Raw genomic sequence first — 26,515 nt, forward strand, 5'->3', positions numbered from 1 at the left:
TCATCATGGGTATTTCAATCAGCTCTAGGCTGAAGATAAGTGCTCTAGGGGATTTTCTTAACCATGTTTCACTCTGGTAAGCTGCTAGATCGTAAATCCTCTACGGAGTGTCATTAACGGCCCTGTTGTGACTATGCAATTATATTTGCTTTGAGACTGATTAGAGCCTTTGTTTTACTTGCTTTCTCTGTTGTTGGTTTTTTACTCTTTCTCTCCTGCTTTTTCGTGCCCAGCATGCATTTAGGAAAAACGATTTCGTTGATAAGGATTGTGATTAGGCCTGTCTCCAGCTCCCGAGTTCTGAGCAAGCGCTGAACCTGTAGTACTTGTTATCGCTGGATACAGAATAATCATGCACTTTAGTGCTCCAATCTCAACGGTTTCCTTGTGCCTATTCTCCAAATTGTGCTTTCACCGCGGAATGTATATGTGGGTCGGATTGAGATCAGCAGTGGCCATAGCAACAGTAATTGAATTCCCGTTTATCGTGTGTGGTCGCTTCAAGTAATCCATTCCCCCTTCCTGACTTTATTGATCCTTGATTTTGGAGGCTTGAATATTTTCATCTTTCGCGTTTTGGCTGTATAAGTTTTTGATCTTGACTTCTTCTTGCTATTTTACTTACTCTTTTTAAGTGTTAATTTTCTTATTAGTTTATATTCTTGCCTTCGCTTTGGTTGCATGCGCTTGTCTTGATTGAGGATCTCCAGAGTCGAGTCTTTCCCTTTCGCCCTTTGACAACAGGTCCTGGCTCATGTGGTCTTCGCTTGCACCCGTTTTCTCTCGTTGTTGGTCCACTGCTTGCCGGGGATTGCTTTTTGATTTGTCAGCGTTACACTACCGCCAAATGCCCTGTTCTTATGGACTCGATTGATCTGGATGTGGTGAGTATTCTGGTCTTTGAGCAGCTTCAGAGTTCGGTTGAAAGCGAATCCTGGGCTGAAGCTGCTATGGCTCTTTATAAATTACAGGATCTCGAAGCAGGTCAAAATTTCATTGATCAAGATGACGTTTCTGGTCAAGAATTCTTCGCTGCTTGATCTCGCTAAATAGTTTTATTTTGAGGTTTGTTCGCTAACGGTTTGAACGCTGTCTCTCTTGTAAAGAAAGCAGCAGTCACAAAAGTGCATAGGCTACTGAGTCCCACCCAAATTCCTAGATAGATTGGATTTCCGCTGGCGCGAGCGATTAGCACAGCAGCAATCAATGGCGTTGTTCCACCAAACCATCCTTCGGCGAGGTTGTACGCCAAGGCCGTCCCCGTGCAGCGCACTTCTGCTGGCATCAGTTCCACATTGGCAGGGCCTTTGCCACCGTCCACCAGCGCAATTGCCAGCGTGAATCCCAGTTCCCCGCGAGCGATCGATGCTGGGTCTTGGCTGTGGATCAACTGCAGGAATGGAATCGCTCCAATGCAGAGCAGGGCTGCTCCACCCATCAACATCGGACGTCTGCCGATGCGGTCTGAAAGCCAGGCTGTGATTGGGTAGAGCAACAGCAACACGGCCATCACATCCGTATTCAGGCTGAGAGCAAGGCTGTTTGAGATTCCATCTACATCTTCCACATAGGTCACTAAGTAGACGTAGACCGCATAAAAACCAACGCTGCTGGCAATGTTGAGCGCTAAAACTCTGAGGAAAGCAGGACGGTGGACTCCCAAGGTTGAAGCGAGCGGGGTCTTGGTTGTTTCGGGTGTTTTGTCTTCCCCGATGCCCGTTCGAATAATTACTCCCGTTAGGGCCACCAAGGAGCCCAGGGCAAAGGCCACTCTCCAACCCCAAGCATCGAGTTGCGTTTGTGTGAGTGTTCTCGTGAGCAGATCACCAAAGGCCGACCCCATCAGCATCCCCAACACAGACCCCCATAGCCCCCAAATGCTGTAGAAGCCCCGTTGTCGATCCGGAGCGGCTTCGGCAAGAAAAATGATTGAGGTTGTGTACTCACCGCCTGCTGAAATTCCTTGCAGAAGGCGTAAAAGCACTACGGCAATCGGCGCTGTAATTCCGATCTGGGCATGGCTGGGTAAAAACGCCATCGCCACAGTTGGGATTGCCATTGCAATCACCGACAGGGTTAGGGCACGGCGACGTCCAACCAAATCGCCGATCCGGCCATACACAATTCCTCCCAGTGGACGGACGATGAATCCTGCAGCAAAGGCTCCAAAGGCACCAATCAGTGACGCCGTTGGGTTGGTTGAGGGAAAGAATTGTTGGCCAATCACCGTGGCGAAGTAGCCATAGAGCGCAAAGTCGTACCACTCCATCACGTTGCCGATCAGGCCGGCGATTAAGACCCTTGCTTTGGAAGGCGTTTTCGATCCCTTTTCTTGTTCTTTAAGCATCCAATCAGCAGCCCCGATTCTCCACATTGGACGACCGGGCAAGTTTGAACTCACGTGGCTAGAGAGTGTTCAAACTCCCTAACGCTGATGTGCCTTCTGGCTGCTCTGGGCCTTTACGTTCCCAGGTTGATTCTGATTCTTCTCTGGTTTGTGAATGCGCCCTTTGTGCTTGGACCCTTCAGTGGAACACCCCTCCCAGCTTTTGTAGCGCCCTTGATTGGTTTGGTGATGTTGCCCACCACCACCTTGGGATACTGCTGGGCGAGTGCCTCCTATGGCGGGATTAGTTCGTTTAGCGGGCTTTTAATTGTTGGTATTGGTTTGTTAATTGATCTTGGTTTGATCGGTGGCGGGCGAGGAATTGCCCGTCGTTAATGATGAGGACTAAACCTTATTAAGGTGTTCCCAATCCTTCAATACAAATTGTGCTTGCTTTAGGTTGCCAAGCCTTGATCAATGTTGCGTTGGCTTCGCACTGATCTCTGGACGTTTGTGGAACTTTTTCCAGTGCAGCAGTGGTGCGATGGGCTCCATAGGTGGCCCAGGTGATGATCAGCCAAGTGATCGGTTCCATGAAGAGAGAAGCGAATTCTCCTTCTAGCTTGTCGTCTTGTGCTGCCCAACTGTGGACTTCTTCTTGGTTTTTGGTTTACACAAGGATATCGTCTTCGATTAGCCAGCCTTTGAGGATCAGTTCTGCTTTTTTTGGTTCGACGTTTGAGGCTGGTACATCAACCATCAAAAACACACCATTGCGGTTGCAATAAAGCCGTCTTAGTCCAATCACGTGAGCGATTCCTGCTTATGCAATTCCATGTTGTTGAGGGTTGCCTGAATCTTCAGTAGCGGCTGAGACCAAGCACGGATCGTTCGATTGAATTAGCTGTCGCTGATGTCATGCAATCTGTCGATCAACAGGTCAACATCGGTTGCATTTCCACCATCCTCAGCCCAGGCTTCTGGATGAATCCTGTCTTGAATTTGTTGATTGAGTCGCGTTGCGTTGCGCAGATTGAGCAGGGTTTGATTGCTGGCTGTTTGCGTTGTTGCGGTTGCACGCGTTGAGGATGTTTGTTGGAGATTGCTTTGTTCGTCTCCGATCAAGTGGCAAGCGACCTGCCTTGTGCTTCCGAGCTGGCGATGCTCCCAGAGATACACCGCCTGCCAGGTGCCCAGCAGCAGACGACCGTTTTGAACGCTGAGCGTCATGGTTTGGCTGGTGAGTGCCGTTCGGATGTGTGCAGGCATGTCGTCATCGCCTTCATCGTCATGGAGGTAACGGCGACGTTGACCTTGGGCATCTGCTGGCCCTCTCCCGTCCTGCGGGACAACAGCCTCCATCCAAGCGGCTAAATCACTGAGGACGCGTGGATCTGCGTTTTCGTTGATCGTGATGCTGCAGCTGGTGTGCAGACAGGTGAGGTGCAACACCCCTTGCGCAATGTCCTTGCTTTCGAGCCAGGTTTCGATCTGTTCATTCAGCCTCGTAAACCCTTTCCCCTTCGTTTGGATCTGGAGTTGCGTCAAGGACTGTGCAAGGGTCATCACGGCGCGATCCAGAGATGTCCACGGTTTAGCCGTGTTGAATCATTCTGAGCTTCAAGCGTGCGTTTCTAGTCGTACAGGCTCTCCTGGTACTGGAGTGACAACGCGTGGATCATGCTGTTCTTTGATCTCCGCCCCACTGAGGAGGGCACTGATCAATCCGCTGAAGGTCACGTCTCCGCCCGTTGTACTGGCGAGCACCGTGCGAGGAGTGAAGCGTTCGATCAAGTCTGGAAGCACGCTTGCGCCAGTGATGAAGTCTCCGGCCAGTGGTAGTCCGAGGTCGATCACCGGCGTAATCACGGTGTCGACAGGTCGGGTGGCGAGCGTGGGATCAAGAACGCCATGGGGCTCGAGATAGAGAGAGCCACCGGTCCAATCAAGCAGGTATCCGTTTTCCACATTGGGAACCGCTGCTCCAGCTGTGGCCTGGATGCTGATGCCCTTCACGGTGCAGCTTTCACCAGGCTTGAGGGTTTCAATCTGTTCAAAACCCAAACGTTTCACCACCTTTGCTGCAGCTCCTGAACCCACTACGGGGAGGGTGCGTGGCAGCAGTTTCAGGCTGGGTTGATGGGCATGGTCCGCTAACCCTTGGGTGAGTAGGAGAAGGTCAAGATTCTCCGGAACCGGCCAGGGGTGAGGCAGTTCGCCGCGCAACATCCAAGCGCCAGGCGGAAACACCAAGGGACCACTAAGCCAGGGGTCGACTAGCACCCGACAATTAGCGATTTCTAAAAGCCAGCCATTGGCACCGAAGTACGTTGCTTGCGCGGTCATGACTGCTCTTTGGGTGGGGGCTGAAGCGATTCATCGAGGCCAAGATCGATCTCGCCGATCCAAGCCACCATGGCCAAAAGGGCAAGAACGGAGCCGATCAGTGGAACCAAGCGCCGCGCTTTCATGAATGCTTCGTGAGTGGCTGAACCGTAGAAGGGCGTTGGCCTGTCCCGCGAGTTAGGAGAGAACGGCCAAGGCAATGCCGCTCACGGCCAGGAGTGATGCGCACACTCCAGCTGCGCGTGGATGATCGCCTTCCGGTGCTGCCACCAACAACGCCATCACGGGGGCTGTACTGAGAACCGTGATGCCGATGCCAAGGGGTAATTGCTTCAACACCACCTGCTGCAACACAATCCCCACATTGGTGCCGAGCAGGGTGGCGATGAGCACTCTTGGCCAGCGTTTGTGGTTGGGTCGAGGCTTGGGAAACAGCGTGCGAAGCCGCAGCCAAGGCAATAAGAGAAGCAGCCCTCCCAACAGGCGCGTTGCTGCGCTTTGCCATGCCGTTAAATCTGTGCTGATTAAAACGCTGCGGGAGACGGCTGCTCCGCTGACGCCACACAACACGGCGAGGAGAGCAAACACAATCCCCTGCCATTGCACGTTGCGCGCGCGATCCAGCTGGCGCGTTCCGTCCGGTGGACTTTGACGCGCCACCAGCAACACCGAAACGGACACCATCGCGGCTCCTAGCCAAGCTTGAACTTCAATGCGTTCGCCTATCACGACAAGGCCGCCGAGGGCTGCGATCAAGGGGGCAAGCGACTCAAGTGTGAGGGTGCGTCGTGTGCCAAGACGACGCAGGGCAGCCAGATAGAAGCTGTCTCCTAAGGAGATCCCTAGCCCACCGCTGATCAATAGCCAGAGCAGTGCTTGGCTCTCAAGTTTCCATGGCAGGAACAACAGAACCGGAAGTAGCAAAGCACAAGCGATTGCGTTCTTGAGCCCGTTCAGTTCGAGCGCCGTGAGTGAGGTGGATAGGCCACGCCAAAGGCTGCTGGCCAGGGTCCAAGCCAGCGCTGCGACCAACCCCGCGATAACGCCCATTGATCAATTACCAGTAGGGGTCTGTGGCGAATTCCACGGAGAGGGATCCTGAGGTTGATGCAGGCACCGTGCTGATACAGGCACGCACCGTTTGCCCATTCACGTCGATTTCGCAGGCGCCACAACTTCCCCCTAAGCAGCCCGTTGGAATGTGGATGCCTGCCGCTTGAGCAGCCTCGAGCCAGTCATCGCCTTTGGAACAATGGCTTTGGCTTCCGTTGGGCCATTGGATCGTGATGGCGGACTGTTTGTTCTCCATCGCTGGGTTAAGGGAAAACGGCACCCTGTGATGGATGCAGAGTGCCCTATTTGATTGTTGAAATCACCTTAACGAGCCTTTGAAACAACAAGGTTTCAAGCTTGTGGGCTGCTGCTGAGTAGGGGCTCGATGTTGATGTGTTGCTCGAAGGCATCAGCGAGGCGATCGAGCAATGCTTCCCGCTGCCGGCTGTGGTGCGGTTGTTGTTCACTGAGCGGCGGCAATCCCTTGCGTGCTCTCAGCTGATTCAGCCAGCGTCGCCGCCAAGGGCCACTTTCAAACACCCCATGCAGATAGGTGCCTGCCACAAACCCTCCTCGCTCGCTGATGGGAGTCACCCAGCCAAGCTCAGCATCAAGGCACAACGGTTGGCAGGGTTCAGATTCTTTGCTGGCGGTGCGGCCATGGTGGAGCTCAAATCCTTCGAGTTTGAGAGCGCTGCTTCCAGCGGGCCATCGGGCCACACTGTTGCGCTGCCGGAGCGCCTTGTCAGCGGAAAACACGGTACGAAGCGGCAGGAGGCCTAGGCCTGTATGGCTGTTGTTGACCGATTGAGCACCGCCTTCCAGACCCTCCGGATCGCAAAGCTCCTCGCCCAGCATCTGCATGCCGCCGCAGATGCCAAACACATGGCCACCACCGGCGCTGTAGGCCTGAAGAGCTGCGCCCAGGCCACTGCTGTGAATGGCGGCAAGGTCACGGAGCGTTTGTTTGCTGCCTGGGATCACAACGGCATCTGGCAAGCCAAGTTCCTCTCCTGGGGCGACCCAGCGCAACTGAACCGTGGGCTCGGCTTCCAGTGGATCGAGGTCAGAGAAGTTGCTGAGGGACGGCAGTTTGAGCACAACAATCTCGAGTTCGGCGCTACGTTTGCGCCCGCGTCGCTCGAGCAGGTCGAGGGAATCCTCCGGCGGGAATAGCTCATCCAGCCATGGCATCACTCCCAACACCGGGACACCTGTATGGGCCTCAAGCCAGCGTTGACCTTCGTCAAACAGTTCACGCCGGCCGCGAAAACGATTGATCAACAGCCCTTTGATGAGCGGCCGTTCCACCGGGCGGAGCAGATTCAGTGTGCCCACGATTTGCGCGAACACGCCTCCCCTTTCAATGTCTGCGACGAGAACGCAATGCGCTCGTAGATATTGAGCAAGGCGCAGGTTGGTGAGATCACGCCGTTGAAGATTCACCTCCACCGGGCTTCCAGCGCCCTCGAGCACGAGGCGTCCGCCTGGATGGCTGCTCTGCAATGCATCTAAGCCCTCACGAATCACTTTCCAGCCCGGCTTGAACCAGTCGCGGTAATAGTGCTCAGCGCGAGCAGATCCCACACTGCGGCCCAAGTGAATCAGCTCACTAGTTGAGTCTCCCTGAGGTTTGAGCAACACTGGATTCATAGCGCACACAGGCTCAAGCCCCGCTGCCCAGGCCTGAAGGGCTTGGGAGTAGGCCATCTCACCGCCGGTTGGATCGACCCAGGCGTTGTTGCTCATGTTCTGCCCTTTGAACGGCAGCGGCGTTTCTCCTCGACGGCGCAAGACCCTGCAGAGCGCAGCAGTCATCAACGATTTTCCGGCACCACTGGAGGTGCCCAGCACCATGAGAGCAGGGGGAGACTTCACAGACGCGGACGATGGCGGCGAAGCCAGTGATGCATTACTTGTAGCGCATCTGCGTTTGGAATCTCTCCATCCCAATCGTCCAGGAGGTCTCGCCCCATCGGAGTGAGCCGCACTCGTTCTGTGAGCCCTTGGCCATCCACTTCCCGGCGAAGCACGCCCACTTGGATCAACCAGATCAAGTCATCCTCTGTTTTTGAACGAGAGAGAGGTTTGCGGCTGATGGCCATCCAATTCTGTTGGTTGCTCAGTTGCGTGCTGCTTCTGGCTTCGTGTTCCAGTTCGGCATAAAAGGCGTGGCGAAACGGCAGACAGCGCATGGCCTGACGTGCCCGTTTCAAGGCTCGTGCCGATACCAGGGAGGTGGATGAGGTCACGACCTTGCTGCTTCATCTTTCATTCTCCTCCCGTTTCATTCCGAGCGTGGCTGTGACCAACATCAAACTGAAGGACGTTGCTTGTTTGTTGTGTTGCTGTTGGCATCCGCGTCTCCAGCCAGGCGCCGTCTGTTGGAGCAAGCTCAGATTGCCCATCAGGTGATGGTGAGCGGCGTGGATGAAGATCAGATTCAGCACCCTGATCCAGCTCAGTTGGTGCAGTTACTGGCTGAGGCCAAGGCATCAGCGGTGAAGCTCAAAGTGGAGCAGAGCGCGGAGCTCAGCCCATCCATCAAGGCCGTGCTCGGTTGTGATTCGGTGCTCGCGTTTGAGGGCGAGGTTTTTGGCAAGCCAAGGGATGAGGCAGAGGCCATCAGTCGCTGGCAACGGATGCGCGGCAAATGGGCTGAATTGCATACCGGACACTGTTTAGTGCTTCCATCCTTTGCACGTTCAAGGGCAGGTGAAGCCGCTGAGATGCAGCGCAGGTGTGTCACGACCCGTGTGCTGTTTGCCAATCTCACGGATGCGGAAGTGAAGGCTTACGTCGCCTCAGGCGAACCTTTGCAGTGTGCTGGAGGTTTTGCGCTGGAAGGACGCGGAGGTTGCTGTGTGGAGCAACTCAATGGTTGTTATTCGAATGTGATCGGCCTTAGCTTGCCGCTGCTCCGACGTTGGCTGGCGCTCTCTTAATACCGTTGTCATTTTCCTCTGGGCGTAGCTAAGTCAAAGACAGTTGTCGCATCGCGCGCACCATGACCCGTCTGCTTCGCCGCTGCTTTGCCTTGATGATCGTGACGGCTGGAGTGGCGCCTGCGTTTGCCTTTGAACCCCTTCAAAAATCTTTTGATGCAACGCCTCAAGACGCATCCAGTGAGCTCAGTGTTGATGATGTGAACTTCTCTTCTGATGAGCTGAGGCAGGCGGAATCCTTAACGGTGACACCAGCAGCTCCTGGAGAAAAAGGCCGGGCACCGAAGGGATATTCCCTGTTGGATGTGGGATTTTGAGCCTGTTGCTGATTTGTCGATCTGTTTTTGGCCAATAAAAAACCCTCACCTTGCGGCGAGGGTTGAGACAGGTGATCAGAGAATGATCAGTCGAGATCAGGCATGGCCAACGTGGGCTCTGCTTGACGATCGATTCCTTTTTCGAAACCAGCAGCAGCAGCGCGGGCGCGGCCTGCATGCCAGAGGTGACCAACAAGGAAGAAGAAGGCAAGGATGAACTGCGTCGCGGCAAGCCACTGACGGATGTTCACGAAGTTCACCGAGTTTGGCTCGGTGATGATGCCTCCAACAGAGTTGATCGACGCGTTAGGAGCGTGGGTCATGTATTCAGCGGCACGGCGAACCTGCCAAGGCTGAATATCGTTCTGAAGCTTGTCGAGGCTCAGGCCGTTGGGTCCACGAAGGGGCTCCAACCAAGGGCCACGGAAGTCCCAGAAACGCATCGTTTCACCACCAAAGATGATCTCACCGGTTGGTGAACGCATCAGGTACTTACCAAGACCCGTTGGGCCCATGGCTGAACCGATGTTGGCTCCCATGCGTTGGTCACGCACAAGGAAGGTGAAACTTTGGGCTTGGGAGGATTCGGCGTTGGTCGGGCCGTAAAACTCCGAAGGGTATGCGGTGTTATTGAACCAGATGTAAGCCGAAGCGATGAAGCTCATGAAGCTCAGAGCGCCAAGGCTGTAGCTGAGGTAAGCCTCACCATTCCAGATGAAGGCGCGTCGCACCCAGCCGAAAGGCTTGGTGATCACGTGCCAAATACCACCGAAAATGCAGGTCAAACCAAGCCAGATGTGGCCACCGATGATGTCCTCCATGGAGTTCACACCGATAATCCAGCCTTCGCCACCAAAGGGAGCGCGGAACAGATAACCGAAGATCACACCGGGGTCGAGGGTGGGGTTCGTGATTAAACGAACGTCTCCACCACCTGGAGCCCAGGTGTCATAAACGCCACCGAAGAACATGGCCTTGAAGACCAGGAGCAGGCAGCCCACACCCAAAAGGATGAGGTGATAACCAATGATGTTGGTCATCTGGTTTTTGTCGCGCCAATCCTGGGAGAAGAAAGTGGAGTAGTTCTCCAAAATCTCTGGACCACGAAGAGCGTGATACAGGCCGCCGAGTCCAAGCACGGCAGAACTGATTAGGTGCAGAACACCAACAACAAAGAAGGGGTAGAGGTTGGTGACCTCTCCGCCGGGACCAACGCCATAGCCAAGAGTGGCCACGTGTGGGAACAGGATCAAGCCCTGCTCATACATCGGCTTATCGAAGGTGAAATGACTCACCTCGAACAGCATCATGGCGCCAGCCCAGAACACCATCAGACCAGCGTGGGCCACGTGGGCACCTAGCAGTCGGCCAGACAGGTTGATGAGACGAGCATTACCGGCCCACCAGGCAAAGCCGGTGGAGTCGAGGTCTTTACCGCCAGTGGCGATAAGACCGGAATTAAAGGGCGTTTCCACGGGGCAGAACCTCTTCAGGGAAGACGAAGTTTTCATGCGGCTGGTCAGCCGGTGCCATCCAGGCACGCAGACCTTCATTCAGAAGAATGTTCTTCGTGTAGAAGGTTTCAAATTCAGGATCCTCAGCAGCGCGGATTTCCTGTGACACGAAGTCATAGGCACGCAAGTTGAGTGCAAGGCCGATGATGCCGATGGAACTGGTCCACAAGCCCATCACTGGCACAAACAGCATGAAGAAGTGCAGCCAACGCTTGTTGGAGAACGCAATTCCGAAGATTTGGCTCCAGAAACGGTTGGCGGTGACCATTGAATAGGTCTCTTCTTCTTGGGTGGGTTCGAACGCCTTAAAGGTGTTCGACTGTTCACCATCCTCAAAAAGAGTATTTTCCACGGTCGCGCCGTGAATGGCGCAAAGCAGTGCACCGCCAAGAATGCCGGCCACTCCCATCATGTGGAATGGATTCAGGGTCCAGTTATGGAAGCCCTGGAGGAACAACAGGAAGCGGAAAATTGCAGCCACACCGAAGGAGGGTGCAAAGAACCAGCTGCTCTGTCCCAAGGGATACATCAGGAAGACACTGACGAACACCGCAATCGGACCTGAGAAGGCGATGGCGTTGTAAGGACGAATGCCGACGAGACGAGCAATTTCAAACTGACGGAGCATGAAACCGATCAGTGCAAAAGCGCCGTGGAGAGCAACGAAAGCCCAAAGGCCTCCAAGTTGTATCCAGCGGACAAAATCACCCTGGGCTTCTGGGCCCCAGAGCAACAGCAAGCTGTGACCCATCGCATCAGCGGGGGTGGACACAGCAGCGGTCAAGAAGTTGCAACCTTCGAGGTACGACGACGCAATGCCGTGGGTGTACCAGGAAGTTACAAAGGTGGTTCCCGTTAACCAGCCACCAATCGAGAGGTAGGCCGTGGGAAGAAGAAGAATGCCGGACCAGCCGACAAAAACAAATCGGTCGCGTTTGAGCCAATCATCGAGGACGTCGAACCATCCCCGCTGCGGCATGCGACCTGCAGCGATCGTCATGAATTGAACGTTGCGGTTAACCCGCATGCATTGGGTTCCCGGCGACCTTAACAATCTTGTTGGGTCATTCGGGGCTTAGATGGCTCAGCTGAAACCCGTTGTATCGGAATGCATCTTCTGGGTTTCTTTCGATTTGAGTCCTCGTTTCGTGGCAATGCTTTGTAGCGGGCTCAGCTGATTGGCTTCGCAGTCCAAAATGACCTTTGATTTTGGGCTTTGATGGCCGCTGAACTGCTCGAACAACCCGTCCTCGGCTCGCGCCGGCTTTCGAACATTCTCGTTGCCTTGATGGTGACGATTGGCGGTATTGGTTTTCTGTTTGCTTCTCTCTCCAGCTACTTGGGTAGGGATCTCCTCCCCCTGGGCCATCCCGCTGGCTTGGTGTTTGTTCCTCAGGGACTGGTCATGGGGTTGTACAGCCTTGCGGCTGCCCTTCTCGCCACCTATTTGTGGGCCGTGATCACGATCAACGTGGGCTCGGGTAGCAACCGTTTTGATCGCTCCGCAGGTGTGGTGACCATCTCAAGGCGTGGATTTCGTAAGCCGATCAGCGTTGAGATCCCCATGAAAGACATCCAGGCGGTGAAAGTTGAGGTGAGGGATGGCTTCAACACCCGGCGCCGGGTTTCGCTGCGTGTTCGCGGAAGGAGGGACATGCCCCTCACCCGTGTTGGTGAACCCCTCCCGCTGGCCCAGTTGGAACAGGACGGAGCCGAGTTGGCACGTTTTTTAGGTGTCAATCTCGAAGGACTTTGATCTTCTTTCCTCTCATGCAGCGCTCAATCATGCGGACGCTTTTATCTCTTGCTGTCTGCTTGCCACTTCTTGTTGGTTGCTCTCAGTCCAATACAGCGTCAACGGCTTCAGTCCCTACGGGCTGCAGTCAGGCCAGTAGTCCTTGTCTTCAGGGGAAGGCCAATGTGGAACTCACAACCACCCGTGGGGTGGTCAAGCTTGAACTCGATGGTGATGCGGCACCTGTGACCGCTGGCAATTTTGTGGACCTTGTCAAAAGAGGTGCGTACGACGGCACCGTGTTTCACAGGGTGATTCGTGAGCCTGTGCCTTTTGTGGTGCAGGGTGGTGACCCCACATCCAGTGATCCGAATACCTCAAAATCTCAGTACGGAACAGGAAGTTTTGTGGATCCAGACAGTGGGCAGGCGCGATTCATTCCCCTTGAGCTGTCGTATCAAAATGAAGATCAGCCGCGCTACAGCCGCCAGAGCACCAATCCCAGTGATCTGCAGCAGCTCACGCTGAGTCATGAGCGTGGCGCTCTTGCCATGGCTCGCTCCCAATCTCCCGATTCGGCCAGCGCTCAGTTTTATATAGCCTTGAAGCCTCTGCCTGAGCTGGATGGCCGGTATGCCGTGTTCGGTCGTGTGACCGATGGCTTGGAAGTGGTGGATGCGATTGAACAGGACGACAAATTGATCAAAGCCAAGCTGCTCACCCCAGGCCTTTGATGTCAGCCATCAAGCGGGCACGCGCCCGCCGCTGATGGCGGCTTTGAGCAATTCGGTGTTCACCCCTGAAGCGCGCTCCAGGGCCACCTTTCCGGTTCGGGCGATTTCCAGGATTCCGTAGGGAGCCATGAGGCGCTCCAGGGCCACCAATTTGCCTGGGTCTCCCACCACTTCCAGGGTGAGCGCGTCATCGGCAACATCCACCACTTTGGCGCGGAACACCTGCACCAACTCCAGAATGGCGCCCCGCTGTTCAGCTGGAGCTGACACCTTCATCAGCATCAGCTCCCGTTCCACCGCGGGCAATTGCGAGAGATCGAGCACCTGAAGCACGTTCACCAGCTTGTCGAGCTGCTTGCTCATTTGCTGCAGGGTATGTTCGTCGCCTTCCACCACCATGGTGAGCCGCGACTGTCCATTGGTTTCAGCAGGACCGACCGCCAAGCTGTCGATGTTGAAGCCGCGTCTGGCGAAGAGGCCGGCGATGCGGCTCAGTGCGCCGGATTCGTCCTCCACCAGGACGGACAGGGTGTGCTTCATGCCCGTTGCTTTGCGTCCAGCTCGCTTGTTCTTCCTAAATTAAGGTCCAGCCAGCGCAAAAGCTCTTGATGGAAATGTTCGGGGCTTTCATCGTGGGGACAATGTCCACTTCCCTCGAGCACGCGTAGCTTCAGCCAGGAATGCTGCTGCTGCAGTTTTTCGCCGATGATCAAGGGCACGAATCGATCCTGTCGTCCCCAAAGCAATAAAAGGGGAACAGGTTGGTCATGCCCGGCTAACCGCTCCAACAGCTCCGGTGCCGTGGCCCCGCGTGGACGTAAGGCCATGCCAACACTCATGGCGCGGAGGCTGCGTGCGGCGGTGCGGCGTCGGGCTGGGCTGGCAATCAGCTGATGCAATTCCCGGTCTGAGCGGATCGAGTGGCAGTAGGCCCCTTGCAGGCCCATGCGCAGCAGAGCTGTGCGGCTGATCAAGGGGACGATGAGTTCTAGAGGCAGCAACCGGCAGAGCAACCCAACCGTGTGTCTTTTGAGTTGGCGCAGCCGGCGTGGCTGACGTCGTGGCAATGGCTGCATGAGGGCGGGGTCCGGCAGCGGTGCTGCAACCACGGCTGTGACCCACTCCGGACGAAAGACCGCAGTGGTGAGGGCGGTGAGGCCTCCCAGGGAATTACCTACCAACACAGCGGGTTGTTGAACCACCTGCTCCAGAAATGCTGCCAACTGCCGCGCCCAAAGACGGTTGTCCAAGCGGATATGGGGATGAAGCCCTGGTTGTTCGGAGCGGCCGAAACCGATCAAATCAAGTCCGTAAACCCGATATCCAGCCTTGGTGAGAGGCGCTGCGTTGTGACGCCAATGGCTGCTGCTGGCACCGAACCCATGCAGCAGAACCATCGCGGGAGCTTTGGGATCACCGAGTACGCGCCAGTGACAGCGGTAGCCCTTCCAGGTCCATACAGCGCTTTCGCCCCAATCGGCACCCTTGGAGGCAGGCTGAAGAGCAGTTGCGTGCACACGCCTGACGGAGTTGAACGTTCACTATCGCGAAGGGATGGCATCGGTGCGGACCGGGGCTGGTTTTTTTCGCCCCGACTCCAGACCGGCGCGAGACCTCTCCGTCTTGGTCGCCGCCTCAACCTTGGTGGGCGCCCCCAGGGATCGCCCCCTGCGCTGGCTTGACCTTATGGCTGGCTGCGGGATTCGTTCTCTGCGCTGGGGACTGGAGGCAAGGGGAGCGTCCGACCAGCCTGTGGACCTTTGGGTGAATGACGCGGATCAAGAGCGTGGGCCCCTGCTAGCCGCCAATCTCGAACCGTTGCACGCCTGTGATGGGGTTTCGCTCAACTTGAGCCATCAGCCGGCGGAGCGGCTGCTGCGCGAGGCCTATCTCGAGCATCGTTTTTTTGATCTGATCGATCTCGATCCTTTTGGCTGCCCGAATGTTTTGCTCCAGTCCACGCTCCAGGCGATGCGTTTTGGCGGTGTGCTGTTAGTTGCGAGCACCGACGGTCGCTCACCCACGGGGCATGACCGGTGTGCGGCTGTGCGTCGGTTTGGTGCAGCCGCTCGTGCCCACCCTTCGAGTTGGGAGCTGGCGTTGCGGCTGCAATTGGCTGCTCTCGCCCGTGAGGCTTGGCTACTGGGACGCGGTCTTGAGCCCTTGTTCAGCTTCAGCGATGGCCGCACGTTTCGTGTAGCGGTGCGGATGCGCCAGCGGATTCGTTCGGGTGAGGAGCAGCAGCTTGGCTTCCTAGCCCGTTGTGACCGCTGCGGGGATCAGGCTGTTCAAGCGATGTTGGACCTGCAGGGCTGGAGACCCTGCGCCTGTACCGATGGCTGCGGACGCTGGGCGGTGAGTGGTCCGCTCTGGATTGGTCCGCTTCAGGATGGTTCCCAGATCAACGGGCTGTTGGAGATCAGTGATCGCTTGGATGCAGCGTTGAGCAAGGGGTTGCCTGAGGGGCAAGACCTGACCCTTGCCCCTCGCAGCAGGCGGCTGCTCGACGGATTGATGGCGGATCCAGGTCAACCGGCCTGTTGCTGGTCAACGGCTGAGTTATCTCGACGGCTTCAGCTCAAAGGGCCACCGGCGATCGAGCCTTTGGTTGCCGCTCTTCTGGCCTCCGGGCACAGCGCCTCCGTGAGTGGTGTGATGGCTGGGCAGGTGCGAACCAATGCCCCTCTCGGCATTTTGTTACGACGATGCAGCGAATTTGACGGGAAAGATCGTTAAATAGATGTTGATTGTGAATCCCGTTTCATGGCTTCGGAAATTTTCGGAATTGCTGTCGTGTTCTGGGTGTTGATTCCCGTGGGCCTCGCTGGTGGTGCCTTGCTTTTGAAACTTCAAGGCGACTGATCGGCGCGACAGGCCTTTGCTCCCTTTAGGCTCCACGCTTGCAATGACTGACCCGATGCAAGTTCTGGTGGTTGGTGGGACAGGAACGCTTGGCCGTCAAATCGCAAAACAAGCGATTGATGCTGGCCATAAAGTGCGTTGCGTAGTGCGCTCACCTCGAAAGGCAGCCTTCTTACAGGAGTGGGGTTGTGAGCTCACCCGAGGCGACCTTCTTGAGCCGGCCAGTCTTGATTACGCACTCGATGGCATTGATGCGGTCATTGATGCCGCTACCAGCCGGCCAACGGATCCCAACAGCATTTACGAGACTGACTGGGAAGGAAAGCTCAACCTGCTCAGGGCTTGTGAGAAAGCCGATGTGAAGCGGTTCGTGTTTCTCTCCCTCTTGGGTGCTTCTAATCACCGCAATGTCCCTTTGATGGACATCAAGCACTGCACCGAGCGCTTGCTGGAAGAGTCAGATCTTGACTACACAATCCTGCAAGGAGCGGCGTTCATGCAGGGCGTGATCAGTCAATTTGCCATTCCAATTTTGGAAAGCCAAACGGTCTGGGTGAGTGGTAGTCCAACCCCGATCGCTTATATGAACACGCAAGACATGGCTCGTTTTGCTGTTGCGGCCGTTGATCATCCAGAAACGATCCGTTGTTCTTACCCTGTCGTTGGTCCCAAAGCCTGGAACACCGGAGAAGTGATTCAACTCTGTGAGTTGGCGAGTTCTCGCTCGGCAAGGGTGTTTCGCGTGCCTGGAGCCTTGCTCAATCTGATGCAAGGCATCTGTTCTTTCTTTGAACCAGCCGTGAATGTGGCAGAGCGCCTTGCCTTTGCTGAAGTTACAGGTGGTGGTGGCTCCCTTGATGCACCGATGGAGGCCAGTTATCGCGCTTTCGGCTTAGAGCTCGACCAAACCACGCAGATGGAGACCTACATCCGTGAGTACTACGACACGATCTTGAAGCGCCTCAGGGATATGGAGGCCGATCTCGACAAGAACGCCAAGAAAAAGCTGCCCTTCTAAGCGCATTGACGCAAGAGTGGTGTGTTTGTACTATCCACTCGTTAGGATTGATTAGTTTTTGGATCGTCATCATGTCTGTCGCCCAAGTTAAAAATCTTCAGCGACGGCTCGACAATCTCGCCCGGGAAGCGGAAACCGAGCTCAACCGAGCCTGTGGTCATGAGCTTTGGCAAAGCGTTGGTTTTGATGCCTTTGATGGCATTGAAGATGTCGATCGCCGTGCCAGCGCCAATTACTACTACGGGCAATGGCAAACCGTTCGTGAACTTCAGGATGTCCTGAGTTAAGGGCGATACCTCGTTGGGGCTAAGCCCTGTTCAGAATGGAGGCACTCCTGCGCTGTTGCCGATGTCGTCTTGTTGCGGTCCCACTCCGTCTTCACTGGATCCGTCTTCACTTGATCAAACGCAGGCGGTAGAGGACCGTTACGGCGCTGCAGCAGCGGAACAAGAAGCTTGCCTCTGCACTCCAGTGGCGTTTGATCCCTCCTTGCTGAAACCTATCCCCCAAGACGTGGTGGATAGGGATTACGGCTGTGGCGACCCCACCCGTTGGGTGCGGTCTGGAGATGCGGTGTTGGACCTCGGTAGTGGAAGCGGAAAGAATGCCTTTATTTGTGCTCAGGTGGTCGGGGCAACAGGCCAAGTGATTGGTGTTGACCGCAATGCGGACATGCTGGCCCTTTCGCGTTCTGCTGCACCCGTGGTGGCAGAGCGAATTGGTTACGCCAATGTTGGCTTTCTTGAGGGTGCTATTGAGGCCCTTGATGCCACCAATGCTCAGGGAGAGCCCCTGGTGGCTGATTCCAGTATTGATGTGGTGCTCAGCAACTGCGTACTGAATCTGGTGAATCCATCCGCGCGTCAGCAGCTGCTGCAGAACATTCGGCGCGTGCTTCGCCCTGCTGGTCGCGTTGCCATCAGCGACATCGTGTGTGATCGTTCGGTGCCGATGGCTCTTCAGCAGGACGCCGAGCTTTGGAGTGGCTGCATCAGCGGGGCCTGGTTAGAGGAGGCTTTTCTGGAGGATTTCCGAGCGCTGGGGTTCGAGCAGGTTCAGTACGCCGAACGCTCTGAAACGCCCTGGAGAGTTGTTGAGGGCATTGAATTTCGCGCGGTCACCCTCACCGGTGCGCTGCCGAACGGCTAAGCAGCCGCTGTAGGCGCTGTTCTTCCGCGCTGGTGACCTCTCGCCACATCCCAGGGCTGAGGCCTTTGAGGCTCAACGTTGTGTCTCCATCCATCAAGTCGATGGAGTGACGAATCAGCCTGAGGGTGGGAAGACCCACAGCTGCGGTCATCCGCCTGACTTGGCGGTTGCGACCTTCGCGAAGTTCAAGACAAAGCCAGCAGGTTGGAATCGAGCGACGCTCCCGAATCGGTGGATTGCGATCACCGATCGTTTGTTTCTCGTGATCCGACAGGAGCCTTGCTTTGGCGGGCCGGGTTAAGTGCCCTTGAATCATCACTCCCTGCTGGAGTTGATCCAAGTGGCTGTCGTTTGCACAACCTTCTACTTGAACCCAATACTGTCGCCAATGCCCAAAGCGAGGATCGGTGAGGCGTTGTTGTAGCCGACCGTTATCGGTGAGCAACAACAAGCCTTCACTGTCGGCATCAAGGCGCCCTGCAGCGTAAACATTCGAAATGGGGACCCACTCAGCTAGGCATCCCCAGCGGCTCTGAGGTTCAGGTGTGAACTGGCTCAGAACCCCAAAGGGCTTATGCAGCAGAAGGGTCAGTTGTGAGCTCCAAAGCAGAGCAGTAGTGCTTCTCCCCAGCTGGAAGCATTGTTGAGATGATCGTCATGAAGATGCTTCGTTTTCTCTGCTTGCATCTTCATGAGTGTGGCTTGGTTGAAGACATGTCCCTGTTCAGAGGCAAGATTCACAACGTGGGCCGGAGTGGCTGCCTGGCGAACCTGTTCCCGCAACTGCGAATCGGATTGAACCAGAGATGTGAAAGCAATCAGAGCTGATTCAGACACAGAAACACAGCAGAACTTGAAAACAAGCTAGTTCGCATTCTGCCTGTTACGCCAGAGATTCACCGCGCCGATAGAAATAAGCAACAGGCCAAGGTCGAGGGAAAGCGGTGGGAGCATCAAATGGCTGTTAGTAGCAGTTCAGACCCTAAAGAGAGTGACGGCGCAGCGGTGGAATTGGGTTGGAGGTGGCCTCCTAAACTGAAGTCAATGACGACGTTGACCTTGGCGCATGATTGAGACCTCGGGTGTGATTGAAAAAGAGCAGGGGAACGGGTTTTACCTCGTAACCCTGGAGCAGCCCGCTGGTCACCAGTGCCTGTGCCGAGCCGCCGGAAAGCTCACGAAATTCCGCATCAAACTGCTCGCAGGCGACAAGGTTTTGGTGGAAATCAGCCCCTATGACCTAACCCGTGGCCGGATCACCTATCGCGAGCGCAATGCGGGTGCACCGGGTGGACGTCCAGGCGGGAATCGTCCTGGTGGCCCACGCCGCCGTTAAGTCAGGGATTCTTGCCTTATTGGCCCTTGAGAAGGGCCTCGATCGCACCCTTAAATTCACTGCGTTGTTTCACCCCGCGCCATTGCTGTTGCAGAGACTTGTCAAAAAACAGTTGAACGGTTGGGGTTCCGTTAACGCCCGCCTGCTCGGCAATGTCTTGATCGGCTTCGATGTCAATTTCGATGCCTTGAGCCTGCCCATTCAGTTCTGACAGCACCCGTTTGAGCTGCGGCTTCAGCACATGACAGGGGCCGCAGCTTGGGGAGCTGTAAATCACAAGCAGGGGCTTGTTGCTGTCGTGATACAGCTTGCGGAGGGCATAACTGCCTTTTTGCCATTCAGCATTGGCGTCATAGGTGGCTTCCGTAGTTGCTTCTATGGCTTGAGGTGCCTTGGCTTTTTGAGGTTCAACCACCTCACGACTCACAAGCGTGGCCAAATCGTGATGGCTCAACCAGCGTTCAGCGGCAAGGGCTGCTTGGCAGCCACTGCCAGCGGCCGTAATTCCTTGGCGCCATTCCGCATCGGCGACGTCACCCGCCGCAAACACACCTTCCAAGGAGGTTTCTGGTCGGCCGGGTTGGGTGACGAGATAACCGCTGCGATCGCAATCCAGTTGGCCTTTCAGCAGGTCTGTATTGGGCGTGTGACCAATGGCATAAAACATCCCGCGCACGGCCAAGGTTTCCTCCTTGCCGCTGTCTCGGTTACGCAGTCGCAGGCCATTCATCCAGTCCGTTCCCTCAACGTCCACTACCTCCGTGTTCCAATGCACCGTGATTTGGGGATTGGCTTCAACGCGGTCAGCCATAGCCGCACTGGCGCGCAGGCGGTCTGAGCGCACCAAGAGGTGCACATGACTGCCGTACTTGGTGAGATAGACCGCTTCCTCGCAAGCGGAATCTCCTCCTCCCACCACGGCTAACTCCTCCTTGCGGAACTGAGGAGTGGCGCCATCGCAAATGGCGCAAGCACTGATTCCCTGGCTCCAGAAGCGATCTTCATTGGGTAAGCCCAAGCGGTTAGCGCTAGCGCCAGTGGCGATGATGATCGATTGGGTTTCGATCGTCTTGCCCTCCGCCTGAATCCTGTAAGGACGTTGGCTTAAGTCGATCACGTCAGCGTCGGCTTCGAGCAAGTGAGTGCCCCAGCGCTCCGCCTGTGCCTTCATCAGATCCATCAGGTCGGGGCCTAGGACCCCATCAGGAAAGCCGGGAAAATTTTCAACATGGGTGGTCGTCATCAGTTGACCACCAGGGATCCCGCCGCGCTGAAATCCGGTGATTAAGAGCGGATTGAGGTTGGCTCTGGCCGCGTAGATGGCTGCCGTATACCCAGCAGGGCCGGATCCAACGATCACTAAGTTCTCGCTCGCGCCCATGGCTTATGCGTAATGAGTATGAGTTGAATCTAAACGGACTCTCTTGGCGATCGCTTTGTTTTTAATCCGCAGCGCAATCAAATTTGGATAAAAATATCGGCCGCAAAAACAAGGCTTAATGATTTATTTAGATTTCGACCGAATCTTCCGCCCCTTCTTCGAGGTCAAGGCCGTGTCGTTTCTCTGAAATTTGACCCACGCTCATCACGGATTCAGCGAAAAGTTCCGGACTTTCGCCGATACATGTGATCCATTCCCGGAATTCTTGGGTCAACGCGTAGCTGTCTTCATAGCGCTCAGCGCTGTCTAGAGCTTTGATTCTGGTTGTTGCCCAGCAGGTGGCAACACTGACTCGTCGTTCAAGTGCTGCGTCCATGACTGACTCCCAGATAGAGACCACATTGCCTGTTGGAGAGCCAACATCGTGTGTGATTTCGCACAACGTCGCATTTTTATTTCTACAGAGAAGTTTTCATTGATGCAAAAAATTGGGTAATTCCGGGGTCCTGAGTCGAATGACGGCACCGGCTCCATCGTTAACGGCTTCCAAAGGCAGGCTTGGACCTCTCCATGCGCTGGACTGCAGCGGTTCATCGGTATCCGCTTCCTGTTGTTGGGCTTGAATCCGATAAGGCTCTGAAAGTGACCAACTGCGGGCGTAGCTCATCAGCAACGGGTCTGCTGGAGCAAACACGTAGGACGGGTCTCTTGGCACCGTTTCAGTGGCTGTCCGCGTGCTGCACATCCGCACGGCGCGAGTGATGCCCTGCACAAAGCGACTTCGGGTCACGACAGTGGTGAGATAGGCGACAACGCGCAACCTTGGAGCGTCGAATCCTTCGGCACACATGTCGATGCTCACAAGCCAGTCGGCACCACCCTCTTGAAAGCTGCTGAGTCGTTCAGCAGCCTCTGGATCCTGAGAGTGCACGAGATCGACCCGATCGCCCTGTTCCCTCAACAGGGAGCTGATCGATCGAGCGTGCGCAATGTCTTTGGCAATCACAAGACCGCCTGCGTTCGGGTGATGTTCACGCACCTGCTCCAGCTTGCGCCTGGCCCTGATCAAGAGTTGCTGCGCAATGCTGCTGCTATCGGACAGACGGATCGCCCGGCGCAAATTGCGTGCTCTCCAACTTTCACGCACCTCTTCAGAGAGTGGCGACACATCGCGATCAGGCTTCCCTGCACGGCTGTGCTCCACCCAACCGTCTTGGAAGCGAAACTCCAGTGGTCGCACATCGCCCGCCGCAATCAGCTCTCGAGGTTCAACGCAGAGGTCAGGGCTGATTTGTTCCACCAGCTGACCGCCTTCCTGGATCCGGATCCGTCTCGCGGCACAAAAGGCGAGATTGTCCGCTCGAAACGGTGTGCCGGTGAGTCCCAGCCTCAGTCGAGCCTGACTGCTGAGTTCTAAAAAGGTGCGTCCCCAAACGGGACCATCTGGCTCGTCAGGGTCGACGCCAAGGTGATGCGCCTCGTCCGCTATCGCCAAGAGTTGATCACCAGCCCATGACTCGAGCGCCTGTTTGAGCCCTTCGATCTGACTTGCTGCCCCTTGATAGGTGACGAGCCAGCCATCGGCGTTCTGGATGGCTTGGCTCTGGATGTGGGGGCTGGCTTCATTCCATGGCTCTAGGCGTAGCCCCAGCCGTTCGGCTGATGTGCGCCATTGGCTGAGGATCGATGTGCGGTGACACATCACCAAGAAGCGCTTCAACTTCCCCTCTTGTTGCATGGCCTGGAATCCGAGCAGAGCACCCAAGGTCTTGCCCGCACCAGGTCCTGCATGAATCAGCACATCACGCCCATGGCTTGCTTCTGGCTCCAGTCGTCTGCGCAGCAGCTGGACGAGTTGCTGTTGCCACTGACGGGGTTGGATCTTGCTCCGCGAGCCGTCTCCTGGGAGCTGAAACGAGGGACGTGCGATCGGTCAGCCGCGAAAGTTAGGTCTTTCTAACCATTCCATCGGTTGACGCCACCCTTAGCTTCCAGCCAACAGCTCTTGGGGTTTCCGGCCCCCTGCCGCTATGGCCAATAGCCGTCCTCGTTACCCATCCAATCCTGATCAGCGCCAACAGCTGGAGCATTGCTGGCCCCTGGAATGTGACATCGATCCCTTGATCCTGAGGCTGCGTTGGTTGCAGCACCAGAGGCAATGGCCCCTGGTGCAGGCGGTTGAGCAGGAGCTCCTTCCGTTGTTTTAACCGGGGTCGAGACCCTGAATTAAAGGGATTCGCTGTGGTTGCAGAGCAAGCGCTCTACTTCAATTAATCCTGCCTCTGCAGCGGTTTGAGCCCGTTGCGGATCGCCGCCAGCCGCACTGGTGAGCTGGGCCACGACTCGCTCCAACATGGTCGTTTTCTTGTCTTGGAGCATCGTCAGGATTTCATCTTCGATCAGCTGTCGCACGGCGTTGCTGCGCAGGTGATCATCTGAGGCTTCGTCAAAGGTTCCCTGGACGAGCTCCTGAATGAATAAACGGTGCACTTCGCTGCTGCGCAGGAAGCTTTCGGTGGCGTTGATCATTCCATCAACTAAGGTCCGATCCGGTTCGGCTTCTGTTTCGGACTGTTTGCTTTGCAGTTTGAATTCCCAATCCAGGTGGCGTCGTTGCCAGCCCGCGGCGTGCAGGCTGGGCATCACTGATTGGGAAAAGGTGTCGACGGACATCTCGTAGATCCGTTCCGCGAGTCGCTCGCACCATTCCCGGCCGTGTTCGGCGAGAAGTTCCTCCATGGTGTGGCGATTGACGGCATGCCCGCCGTGATGGCTGTGGCAAACACCATCAGGACATTCGATTGCGGAGAGACCCATGCGTTTATAGACAGAATTCTCTAATTAGCCACAGCTGCTTCACTAAGTCAGCTTCTACAGAAAAGATGAGTTTCGGGAGCGACGACCTCGTAATCTCACCTGGGTGGCGGCACAACGAACTTGCCCAGACTCCTTATCCCGATTGAAAGCGCAGCGGCTGAAACCCGTGTGGCGGCTTCACCCGAGACCCTTAAAAAATTCATTGCCCTCGGCTGCTCCGTAGCCGTCGAGCGTGGTGCCGGAGTGTCATCCGGTTTTCTAGACGAGACGTACGCCAGTGCTGGAGCCGATTTGGTTGCTCCAGGAGAGGCTCAAGCCTGGGGTCAGGCCGACGTTTTGCTTTGCGTGCAAAGCCCTAGTCCGGCATCGCTCGGTCGTTTGCGACGGGGTGCTCTGGTGGTGGGGATGTTGTCCCCCTATGGCAATTCCGAGCTATCGGAAGCGTTGAAGGGCTGTGGTCTTTCAGCCATGGCCCTTGAGCTTCTGCCTCGTATCAGTCGTGCCCAGTCTGCTGATGTGCTTTCGTCCCAGGCCAACATCGCTGGCTACAAGGCCGTGCTGCTCGGTGCTGCGGCCTTGGATCGCTATTTCCCGATGCTGATGACGGCAGCAGGCACTGTGCAACCCGCCAGGGTTGTGGTGCTGGGTGCTGGTGTGGCAGGTCTTCAGGCGGTTGCAACCGCGCGCCGTTTGGGCGCGGTTGTCTACGTGAGCGACATTCGCCCTGCTGTTAAAGAGCAGGTGGAGTCGCTTGGAGCCCGTTTCATCGATCCTCCGGAGATGGAGGACAAGCCAGCCGAGTCAGGCGGTTACGCCAAGCAAGCCTCCGATGCATTTCTGGCCGCGCAGCGACAACAGCTTTCCGACCAGCTCGCCCAGGCTGATGTGGCGATTTGTACAGCCCAAGTGCCGGGCAGGCGAGCCCCACGCTTGATCAGTGAGGACATGCTTGATCGCATGCGCCCTGGATCGGTGGTGGTGGACCTGGCTGTTGCACAAGGCGGAAACTGTGCCGATACCGTGCCGTCCCAAACTGTGAACCGCAAAGGCGTGAAGCTGATTGGTGCGAACGAACTCCCTTGCAGCGTCCCGAATCACGCCAGTTCGTTGTACGCCAGAAATCTTTTGGCCTTGCTGCAGCCCACCCTTCAAGACGGCCAGCTCACGCTCGACATCGAAGACGAGCTCATCGCTGGTTGTCTGATCGCTCATGACGGCAGCATTCGCCGTGGTGATGTTCTTACCCCTGGAGCTAACTAAATGGATGCGAATTTCGTTGAATTTCTCTGGGTGCTGTTGTTAGGCAGCCTCTTAGGCCTTGAACTGATCGGCAAAGTCCCCCCCACGTTGCATACGCCGCTGATGAGCGGTGCGAATGCGATTTCGGGCATCACGGTGCTGGCCGCACTCACGGCAATCATTAAGGCGGATGGCAATCAAGCACTGCTGGTGCTCGGTTCGATTTCTCTTGGATTTGCTCTGTTCAATGTGATTGGCGGATTCCTCGTCACCGATCGAATGCTGGCCATGTTCAGCCGCAAGCCCGCCCGTAAGGAGAACCGCTGATGTCTGATTTTTTTAAATACGCGATCGATCTGGTTGCAGTACTGCTGTTGGCCTTCGGCATCAAGGGGCTATCCAAGGTGCGTTCTGCCCGGGGTGCCAATCAATTGGCAGCCGTGGCGATGGGTTTGGCGGTGATCGGACTGCTCTTGAGCTATCTCGGACAGCCCAGCCTTAATGCCCAGGCTTGGACATGGATCCTTGCCGGTACGGCCGTTGGTGGTGTGTTCGGTGCGATCACTGCTCAGCGCGTGCCGATGACCTCCATGCCGGAGGTCGTGGCCTTGTTCAACGGTTGTGGAGGCATGTCGTCGTTGCTTGTTGCCCTGGCAGCGGCTCTCTATCCAGCGGCGCTGGATGCCACCGGGATCGTGGCCTTGGTCTCGATTGTGATCTCCGTGTTTGTGGGTTCGATCACCTTTACTGGTTCGATCGTTGCGATGGCCAAGCTCCAGGGTTGGCTATCTACTCCGTCATGGATGCAGAGCAAGGCGCGCCATTTGGTGAACATTGCCTTGGCGGTGGTGGCGTTGATCGCTGCGGTCGAGATGATCCGCAACGGTGGAAGCGGCCTGTGGCTGCTGGTTGTGGCCTCTGCGCTACTTGGAGTGGGCGTCACTCTGCCGATCGGAGGAGCCGACATGCCTGTCGTGATCTCCCTTCTGAATAGCTATTCCGGCGTGGCTGCTGCTGCTGCTGGTTTCGTTGTGGGCAGTCAGCTACTGATCGTGGCTGGCGCCATGGTGGGAGCTGCCGGTTTGATCCTCACCCAGGTGATGTGCAAAGGCATGAATCGCTCGCTGGTGTCGGTGCTGTTTGGCGGAGCGCTTGGCGCTTCATCCACCGCCTCTAGTGGTGGTGGTGAATACACCAACATCACCAGTTGCAGTGTTGAGGAGTGCGCCCTCACCCTTGAAGCGGCAGAACGGGTGATCATCGTTCCCGGCTATGGCCTCGCTGTGGCCCAAGCCCAGCACACGCTGCGGGAAGTGACTCGCTCCCTCGAAGCCGCTGGAATTGAAGTGGCCTACGCCATTCACCCTGTGGCGGGCCGGATGCCCGGTCACATGAATGTGCTTCTTGCTGAGGCCGATGTGCCCTACGAGCAGCTCAAGGAAATGGATGTCATCAACCCTGACTTCCCTGCAACTGATGTGGTGCTCGTTTTGGGTGCCAACGATGTGGTGAATCCCCAGGCCAAGACCGATCCCAATTCACCGCTCTATGGCATGCCTGTGCTGGATGTTCAGCAGGCTCGCACTGTGTTTGTGGTGAAGCGCGGCATGAGTGCTGGTTATTCGGGCATCAAAAATGACCTGTTTGAACTCGGCAACACCTCCATGGTGTTTGGCGATGCCAAGAAGGTGCTTGGCGATCTGCTGGGAGAGCTCAAGGAGTTAGGTGTCGGTAAGAAATAGA

The 26,515-nt window shown here is 56.2% G+C and carries 35 protein-coding genes; 16 read left to right on the top strand and 19 right to left on the bottom strand.

Annotated features, from left to right (window positions below):
* Positions 1-767 precede the first annotated feature (767 nt).
* Entirely contained in the window at positions 768-1,040 is a 273-nt protein-coding gene (locus tag SynSYN20_RS04630; RefSeq protein WP_255476374.1) for a hypothetical protein, read from the top strand.
* Positions 1,041-1,045: 5 nt separating this feature from the next.
* Here SynSYN20_RS04630 and SynSYN20_RS04635 read toward each other — a convergent pair whose 3' ends face one another.
* Positions 1,046-2,347, bottom strand: a complete 1,302-nt coding sequence (locus SynSYN20_RS04635; RefSeq protein ID WP_186525455.1) for an MFS transporter — start codon at positions 2,345-2,347, stop codon at positions 1,046-1,048.
* A gap of 87 nt (positions 2,348-2,434) precedes the next feature.
* On the opposite strand from SynSYN20_RS04635, the gene SynSYN20_RS04640 reads away from it, so the two are divergent.
* Complete coding sequence (locus tag SynSYN20_RS04640; RefSeq protein WP_186524915.1) at positions 2,435-2,722, top strand: hypothetical protein; 288 nt, start codon at positions 2,435-2,437, stop codon at positions 2,720-2,722.
* A gap of 19 nt (positions 2,723-2,741) precedes the next feature.
* On the opposite strand, the gene SynSYN20_RS04645 is transcribed toward SynSYN20_RS04640, so the two are convergent.
* The 8 genes from SynSYN20_RS04645 to SynSYN20_RS04675 form a co-directional block, all read right to left on the bottom strand.
* The gene (locus tag SynSYN20_RS04645) at positions 2,742-2,921 is read right to left on the bottom strand and encodes a hypothetical protein (protein ID WP_186524916.1); all 180 of its coding nucleotides are present in this window, start codon (positions 2,919-2,921) and stop codon (positions 2,742-2,744) included.
* Positions 2,922-3,226: 305 nt separating this feature from the next.
* Positions 3,227-3,892, bottom strand: coding sequence for a secondary thiamine-phosphate synthase enzyme YjbQ (locus SynSYN20_RS04650; protein ID WP_186524917.1), 666 nt, complete (start codon positions 3,890-3,892; stop codon positions 3,227-3,229).
* A 54-nt stretch (positions 3,893-3,946) separates the two neighbouring features.
* Positions 3,947-4,672: an MBL fold metallo-hydrolase gene (locus tag SynSYN20_RS04655; RefSeq protein ID WP_186524918.1), complete on the bottom strand. Its 726-nt coding sequence runs from the start codon at positions 4,670-4,672 to the stop codon at positions 3,947-3,949.
* Positions 4,669-4,797: a hypothetical protein gene (locus tag SynSYN20_RS14430; RefSeq protein WP_255476375.1), complete on the bottom strand. Its 129-nt coding sequence runs from the start codon at positions 4,795-4,797 to the stop codon at positions 4,669-4,671. The genes SynSYN20_RS04655 and SynSYN20_RS14430 overlap by 4 nt, the downstream gene beginning before the upstream one ends.
* A gap of 52 nt (positions 4,798-4,849) precedes the next feature.
* The gene (locus SynSYN20_RS04660; RefSeq protein WP_186524919.1) at positions 4,850-5,722 is read right to left on the bottom strand and encodes a DMT family transporter; all 873 of its coding nucleotides are present in this window, start codon (positions 5,720-5,722) and stop codon (positions 4,850-4,852) included.
* Positions 5,723-5,729: 7 nt separating this feature from the next.
* Entirely contained in the window at positions 5,730-5,981 is a 252-nt protein-coding gene (locus tag SynSYN20_RS04665) for a 2Fe-2S iron-sulfur cluster binding domain-containing protein (protein ID WP_186525456.1), read from the bottom strand.
* Between the two features lie 95 nt (positions 5,982-6,076).
* A complete protein-coding gene (locus SynSYN20_RS04670; protein WP_186525457.1) occupies positions 6,077-7,582 on the bottom strand; it encodes a cobyric acid synthase in 1,506 nt (501 codons plus the stop codon).
* Between the two features lie 17 nt (positions 7,583-7,599).
* Positions 7,600-7,977, bottom strand: coding sequence for an Npun_F0494 family protein (locus SynSYN20_RS04675; protein WP_186524920.1), 378 nt, complete (start codon positions 7,975-7,977; stop codon positions 7,600-7,602).
* A gap of 90 nt (positions 7,978-8,067) precedes the next feature.
* Here SynSYN20_RS04675 and SynSYN20_RS04680 point away from each other — a divergent pair, with 90 nt between their 5' ends.
* Positions 8,068-8,670 (top strand): nucleoside triphosphate pyrophosphatase, encoded by a 603-nt coding sequence (locus tag SynSYN20_RS04680; protein WP_186525458.1) that lies wholly within the window; start codon positions 8,068-8,070, stop codon positions 8,668-8,670.
* A gap of 62 nt (positions 8,671-8,732) precedes the next feature.
* Positions 8,733-8,987, top strand: a complete 255-nt coding sequence (locus SynSYN20_RS04685; protein WP_186524921.1) for a hypothetical protein — start codon at positions 8,733-8,735, stop codon at positions 8,985-8,987.
* 86 nt (positions 8,988-9,073) lie between these two features.
* Here the strand turns inward: SynSYN20_RS04685 and psbC are convergent, their stop codons facing one another.
* Positions 9,074-10,462 (bottom strand): photosystem II reaction center protein CP43, encoded by a 1,389-nt coding sequence (psbC, locus tag SynSYN20_RS04690; protein ID WP_115071677.1) that lies wholly within the window; start codon positions 10,460-10,462, stop codon positions 9,074-9,076.
* Entirely contained in the window at positions 10,446-11,501 is a 1,056-nt protein-coding gene (psbD, locus tag SynSYN20_RS04695; RefSeq protein ID WP_115071676.1) for a photosystem II D2 protein (photosystem q(a) protein), read from the bottom strand. Before psbD ends, psbC begins: the two co-directional genes overlap by 17 nt.
* Positions 11,502-11,720: 219 nt before the next feature.
* Between psbD and SynSYN20_RS04700 the strand changes: the two genes are divergently transcribed.
* Both SynSYN20_RS04700 and SynSYN20_RS04705 read left to right on the top strand, forming a co-directional pair.
* Positions 11,721-12,257: a photosystem I assembly protein Ycf4 gene (locus SynSYN20_RS04700; protein WP_186524922.1), complete on the top strand. Its 537-nt coding sequence runs from the start codon at positions 11,721-11,723 to the stop codon at positions 12,255-12,257.
* A gap of 29 nt (positions 12,258-12,286) precedes the next feature.
* Positions 12,287-12,970: a peptidylprolyl isomerase gene (locus tag SynSYN20_RS04705; protein ID WP_186524923.1), complete on the top strand. Its 684-nt coding sequence runs from the start codon at positions 12,287-12,289 to the stop codon at positions 12,968-12,970.
* 9 nt (positions 12,971-12,979) lie between these two features.
* On the opposite strand, the gene ilvN is transcribed toward SynSYN20_RS04705, so the two are convergent.
* Together ilvN and SynSYN20_RS04715 are read right to left on the bottom strand one after the other, a co-directional pair.
* Positions 12,980-13,510: an acetolactate synthase small subunit gene (gene ilvN, locus SynSYN20_RS04710; protein WP_186524924.1), complete on the bottom strand. Its 531-nt coding sequence runs from the start codon at positions 13,508-13,510 to the stop codon at positions 12,980-12,982.
* Positions 13,507-14,487 (bottom strand): alpha/beta fold hydrolase, encoded by a 981-nt coding sequence (locus SynSYN20_RS04715; RefSeq protein WP_186524925.1) that lies wholly within the window; start codon positions 14,485-14,487, stop codon positions 13,507-13,509. Before SynSYN20_RS04715 ends, ilvN begins: the two co-directional genes overlap by 4 nt.
* Positions 14,488-14,524: 37 nt before the next feature.
* Between SynSYN20_RS04715 and SynSYN20_RS04720 the strand changes: the two genes are divergently transcribed.
* The 5 genes from SynSYN20_RS04720 (at position 14,525) to SynSYN20_RS04740 (ending at position 17,999) form a co-directional block, all read left to right on the top strand.
* A complete protein-coding gene (locus SynSYN20_RS04720) occupies positions 14,525-15,706 on the top strand; it encodes a N2,N2-dimethylguanosine tRNA methyltransferase (RefSeq protein ID WP_186524926.1) in 1,182 nt (393 codons plus the stop codon).
* 27 nt (positions 15,707-15,733) lie between these two features.
* Complete coding sequence (gene petM, locus SynSYN20_RS04725) at positions 15,734-15,832, top strand: cytochrome b6-f complex subunit PetM (RefSeq protein ID WP_006852199.1); 99 nt, start codon at positions 15,734-15,736, stop codon at positions 15,830-15,832.
* A 55-nt stretch (positions 15,833-15,887) separates the two neighbouring features.
* Positions 15,888-16,850, top strand: coding sequence for an NAD(P)H-binding protein (locus SynSYN20_RS04730; protein ID WP_186525459.1), 963 nt, complete (start codon positions 15,888-15,890; stop codon positions 16,848-16,850).
* Between the two features lie 71 nt (positions 16,851-16,921).
* A complete protein-coding gene (locus SynSYN20_RS04735) occupies positions 16,922-17,137 on the top strand; it encodes a hypothetical protein (protein WP_186524927.1) in 216 nt (71 codons plus the stop codon).
* 61 nt (positions 17,138-17,198) lie between these two features.
* The gene (locus SynSYN20_RS04740) at positions 17,199-17,999 is read left to right on the top strand and encodes a methyltransferase domain-containing protein (RefSeq protein ID WP_186525460.1); all 801 of its coding nucleotides are present in this window, start codon (positions 17,199-17,201) and stop codon (positions 17,997-17,999) included.
* Here the strand turns inward: SynSYN20_RS04740 and SynSYN20_RS04745 are convergent.
* Both SynSYN20_RS04745 and SynSYN20_RS04750 read right to left on the bottom strand, forming a co-directional pair.
* Positions 17,974-18,609, bottom strand: coding sequence for a pseudouridine synthase (locus SynSYN20_RS04745; RefSeq protein ID WP_186525461.1), 636 nt, complete (start codon positions 18,607-18,609; stop codon positions 17,974-17,976). The two genes, SynSYN20_RS04740 and SynSYN20_RS04745, sit on opposite strands and share 26 nt — an antisense overlap.
* Positions 18,588-18,836, bottom strand: coding sequence for a Nif11-like leader peptide family natural product precursor (locus SynSYN20_RS04750; protein WP_186524928.1), 249 nt, complete (start codon positions 18,834-18,836; stop codon positions 18,588-18,590). The genes SynSYN20_RS04745 and SynSYN20_RS04750 overlap by 22 nt, the downstream gene beginning before the upstream one ends.
* A gap of 229 nt (positions 18,837-19,065) precedes the next feature.
* Between SynSYN20_RS04750 and infA the strand changes: the two genes are divergently transcribed.
* Positions 19,066-19,335: a translation initiation factor IF-1 gene (infA, locus tag SynSYN20_RS04755; RefSeq protein WP_006041809.1), complete on the top strand. Its 270-nt coding sequence runs from the start codon at positions 19,066-19,068 to the stop codon at positions 19,333-19,335.
* A gap of 16 nt (positions 19,336-19,351) precedes the next feature.
* Here infA and trxB read toward each other — a convergent pair whose 3' ends face one another.
* The 3 genes from trxB to SynSYN20_RS04770 all read right to left on the bottom strand — a co-directional run bounded on the left by trxB (position 19,352) and on the right by SynSYN20_RS04770 (position 22,598).
* Positions 19,352-20,716, bottom strand: a complete 1,365-nt coding sequence (trxB, locus tag SynSYN20_RS04760) for a thioredoxin-disulfide reductase (RefSeq protein ID WP_186524929.1) — start codon at positions 20,714-20,716, stop codon at positions 19,352-19,354.
* 127 nt (positions 20,717-20,843) lie between these two features.
* Complete coding sequence (locus tag SynSYN20_RS04765; protein ID WP_186524930.1) at positions 20,844-21,092, bottom strand: hypothetical protein; 249 nt, start codon at positions 21,090-21,092, stop codon at positions 20,844-20,846.
* 96 nt (positions 21,093-21,188) lie between these two features.
* Entirely contained in the window at positions 21,189-22,598 is a 1,410-nt protein-coding gene (locus SynSYN20_RS04770; RefSeq protein ID WP_370586726.1) for a DEAD/DEAH box helicase, read from the bottom strand.
* 148 nt (positions 22,599-22,746) lie between these two features.
* Between SynSYN20_RS04770 and SynSYN20_RS04775 the strand changes: the two genes are divergently transcribed.
* A complete protein-coding gene (locus SynSYN20_RS04775; protein WP_186524931.1) occupies positions 22,747-22,923 on the top strand; it encodes a hypothetical protein in 177 nt (58 codons plus the stop codon).
* Positions 22,924-22,942: 19 nt separating this feature from the next.
* Here SynSYN20_RS04775 and SynSYN20_RS04780 read toward each other — a convergent pair whose 3' ends face one another.
* Positions 22,943-23,533 (bottom strand): EF-1 guanine nucleotide exchange domain-containing protein, encoded by a 591-nt coding sequence (locus tag SynSYN20_RS04780; RefSeq protein ID WP_186524932.1) that lies wholly within the window; start codon positions 23,531-23,533, stop codon positions 22,943-22,945.
* Positions 23,534-23,653: 120 nt separating this feature from the next.
* On the opposite strand from SynSYN20_RS04780, the gene SynSYN20_RS04785 reads away from it, so the two are divergent.
* From SynSYN20_RS04785 to SynSYN20_RS04795, 3 genes are read left to right on the top strand one after another with little or no spacing between them, the layout of a single operon-like run.
* On the top strand, positions 23,654-24,793 hold the full coding sequence (locus tag SynSYN20_RS04785) for a Re/Si-specific NAD(P)(+) transhydrogenase subunit alpha (protein ID WP_186524933.1): 1,140 nt from the start codon (positions 23,654-23,656) through the stop codon (positions 24,791-24,793).
* Entirely contained in the window at positions 24,794-25,099 is a 306-nt protein-coding gene (locus SynSYN20_RS04790; protein ID WP_186518600.1) for an NAD(P) transhydrogenase subunit alpha, read from the top strand.
* Positions 25,099-26,514, top strand: coding sequence for an NAD(P)(+) transhydrogenase (Re/Si-specific) subunit beta (locus SynSYN20_RS04795; protein ID WP_186524934.1), 1,416 nt, complete (start codon positions 25,099-25,101; stop codon positions 26,512-26,514). The genes SynSYN20_RS04790 and SynSYN20_RS04795 overlap by 1 nt, the downstream gene beginning before the upstream one ends.
* The last annotated feature ends 1 nt before the right edge of the window (position 26,515 follow it).

Origin of the sequence: Synechococcus sp. SYN20 (assembly GCF_014279555.1) — a bacterium.
GTDB lineage: Bacteria > Cyanobacteriota > Cyanobacteriia > PCC-6307 > Cyanobiaceae > Synechococcus_C.